3 protein-coding genes are annotated in these 1890 nt (G+C 66.6%); all 3 read right to left on the bottom strand.

The window, feature by feature from the left end; translation table 11 throughout:
* Positions 1–83: 83 nt before the first annotated feature.
* Genes P24_RS18925 through P24_RS18915 form a run of 3 tightly spaced genes read right to left on the bottom strand, consistent with a single transcriptional unit; the run spans position 84 to position 1813 of the window.
* Entirely contained in the window at positions 84–1187 is a 1104-nt protein-coding gene (locus tag P24_RS18925) for a tyrosine-type recombinase/integrase (protein ID WP_008946358.1), read from the bottom strand.
* Complete coding sequence (locus tag P24_RS20370; protein WP_008946357.1) at positions 1174–1497, bottom strand: hypothetical protein; 324 nt, start codon at positions 1495–1497, stop codon at positions 1174–1176. The genes P24_RS18925 and P24_RS20370 overlap by 14 nt, the downstream gene beginning before the upstream one ends.
* A 1-nt stretch (position 1498) precedes the next feature.
* Positions 1499–1813 (bottom strand): hypothetical protein, encoded by a 315-nt coding sequence (locus P24_RS18915; protein ID WP_008946356.1) that lies wholly within the window; start codon positions 1811–1813, stop codon positions 1499–1501.
* Between the last annotated feature and the right edge of the window lie 77 nt (positions 1814–1890).

Here is a 1890-nt window from a genome sequence, read left to right as displayed (position 1 = left end):
TGCATGGGCATCTGATATCTACCATTTAATATCAGTGTGTTATGAGGCGTTTTGCAATTAGTTTGCAGTAATTTGCAAAACGGTCAGGCGAAGCGGAGGGCGACAACCTTATCGCCCTCCGCCTTGCTGATCCAGGCCCAGAGTTTCCGGTAGGCATTGACGGCCAGTTCGCGGTCCCGCGATGCGTAGTTGCGCAGCATCGAGCGGCCGCCGATGGCATGGCCGGAAATCATCGCCACCTCGGCATCGGTGCATCCGGCCTGCCAGAGCCGGGACAGGCCGGTCCCGCGAATGTCATGCCAGTGGATATCCCAGTCCAGGTCGCGCCCTTCCTCGGTCTCCGCCGCCGCTCGCTTCGCCTGCTGCCACTGCCGGTTCAGATTCTCCGCCGCCCAGGGATGGGCATTGCGGGTGGTGAGGATGTGATCGGTGCAGCGCGACAGCCCGGCCAGCAGATCCTGCAGCGGCGGCAGGGCAAACACCGGCAGCTGTACCTTGATGGCAGTCGAATGCGCTGTCTTGGACGGGGTGATCATCAACCAGCCGTCGCGCAGCATCGTCCAGCGCAGCGCCATCAGGTCGCCCCGGCGCAGCGTCGTGTAGAGCGCGAGTTGGTAAGCCTCCCACAGATCGTCATTGCAGACCTGGCGCAGCGCCGATTCGTGCTGCGGGGTGATGACCTTGCCGGCGCGGTTATGGCTGGCCCCTACCAGGTTGGGGATGCGCGCGGCGTGGTTGGCCTCGATGCGGCCCCGGTCCATTGCCCAGTTCAAGAGCCGGGAGAGGCTGGCGATACAGACATCGGCCTTGCGCGGGGTGTCTGCCATTTCGTCGCGCCAGTCGAAAAATTCAGCGCGGATGGCGCGGCGATTCAGATCGTCCCAGCGTACCCAGCCGAAGCGAACGGTCATTTCCTGCAGCATGATATCCCATTGCCGGCGGGTCTTCTCCGCCAGCCGGCGGTATTCGGGACTAAGCCGGAAGCTGCGGGCCAGTTCCTCGAAGGCGGGCATGGCGCGGGCCGGCGCGATGGGGCTGTGCAGCCGCGCTTCCGCCTGCGCCCAGCTGCGCTGGAATTCGACCGTGCCGGGCTGGCCGTCGAGTCGCTGGCCGGTGGCGCGATGATAGAAATAGGTGACGGTCTCGCCGGTGGCGAGGCTGCGGCGGACCTTGTTAACGCCCGGCATGCCGGCGCTTTTCCTGCCGCGTCGCCCCACCGCGCCCGGCTTTGGCGGCCTGCCGCCGCTGTTCGAAGTCGTCATGGGCGAATTGAGGGCCGGGACCGCTGATGCTGTCAAGTGCCGCGTCGAGCTGGCGGCGGTCCCATGTCTTGCGGCCGAGCTTCTCCCCGCGCCGGATGGGCTGCGGCCACAGGCCCTGATCGACTTCCTTGTCAAACAGAACCGGGCTGACGCCGACATAGGCCGCCGCCTGTTCCCGCGACAGCAGCAGGGGCCATCCGGGCAACTCCTTAAGCGACAGCATCGACGCGGCCATGTCAGCCGGCCTTGCGCTTCCGGGCGCTGCGAGCGGCCTCATAGTCGCGGGCGCGCTGGTTATCCTCGGCAATCCAGCGATCGACCATGTTGGACAGCGGGGTGGGGCTGCCGCGCTTTCCGCTGGCGGCATCGGGCATGCGCCATGCCATGGCGGCCTCGTAAGCCTGCCGGCCGCGCTTCGTCACCCGGTTGTGGTACAGGTGCCGGTGACCGACCGAGCAGAACTCCTGGCCCTGCTGCGCGGGCGCGAACAGGCCGCCGCATTCCCGGCAGCGGCGCGCCGGCACGGTGAGGGTGGGGGCGGTGTCAGGCATTAATTACCTCCCGTGCGGGCAGGTATTGCGGCAGTTCGTTCCACTCGCGCCCGTCAAGCAGGCGGCCGGCGCGCTTC

The organism is Oceanibaculum indicum P24, from assembly GCF_000299935.1.
Taxonomy (GTDB): domain Bacteria; phylum Pseudomonadota; class Alphaproteobacteria; order Oceanibaculales; family Oceanibaculaceae; genus Oceanibaculum; species Oceanibaculum indicum.
This window is presented reverse-complemented; position numbering and strand designations above follow the sequence as displayed.

What these genes read in the sequence shown, in the direction of transcription:
- P24_RS18915 (WP_008946356.1), bottom strand. Translation starts at nt 1,813, where the DNA reads ATGCCTGACACCGCCCCCACCCTCACCGTGCCGGCGCGCCGCTGCCGG.
- P24_RS18925 (WP_008946358.1), bottom strand. Translation starts at nt 1,187, where the DNA reads ATGCCGGGCGTTAACAAGGTCCGCCGCAGCCTCGCCACCGGCGAGACC.
- P24_RS20370 (WP_008946357.1), bottom strand. Translation starts at nt 1,497, where the DNA reads ATGGCCGCGTCGATGCTGTCGCTTAAGGAGTTGCCCGGATGGCCCCTG.